Raw genomic sequence first — 609 nt, forward strand, 5'->3', positions numbered from 1 at the left:
AGGCAGAATCTCTCGGCGCGAAAGTATTTGTACAGTCTGCAAATGGCAATGAAGAAACACAAATGTCGCAGATTGAAAACATGATTAACCGGGGTGTCGATGTTCTTGTCATTATTCCGTATAACGGTCAGGTATTAAGTAACGTTGTAAAAGAAGCCAAACAAGAAGGTATTAAAGTATTAGCTTACGATCGTATGATTAACGATGCGGATATCGATTTTTATATTTCTTTCGATAACGAAAAAGTCGGTGAACTGCAGGCAAAAGCCCTGGTCGATATTGTTCCGCAAGGTAATTACTTCCTGATGGGCGGCTCGCCGGTAGATAACAACGCCAAGCTGTTCCGCGCCGGACAAATGAAAGTGTTAAAACCTTACGTTGATTCCGGAAAAATTAAAGTCGTTGGTGACCAATGGGTTGATGGCTGGTTACCGGAAAACGCATTGAAAATTATGGAAAACGCGCTAACCGCCAATAATAACAAAATTGATGCTGTAGTTGCCTCAAACGATGCCACCGCAGGTGGGGCAATTCAGGCATTAAGCGCGCAAGGTTTATCAGGGAAAGTAGCAATTTCCGGCCAGGATGCGGATCTCGCAGGTATTAAAC

1 protein-coding gene is annotated in these 609 nt (G+C 43.5%); it reads left to right on the forward strand.

Translation table 11 applies throughout. The features are described from left to right. Window positions 1-62 precede the first annotated feature (62 nt). The coding region (locus K0040_RS22360; protein WP_228110420.1) for a substrate-binding domain-containing protein at window positions 63-609 on the forward strand (547 nt) is incomplete at its 3' end.

Origin of the sequence: Terrisporobacter petrolearius, from assembly GCF_020748185.1 — a bacterium.
Taxonomy (GTDB): domain Bacteria; phylum Bacillota; class Clostridia; order Peptostreptococcales; family Peptostreptococcaceae; genus Terrisporobacter; species Terrisporobacter petrolearius.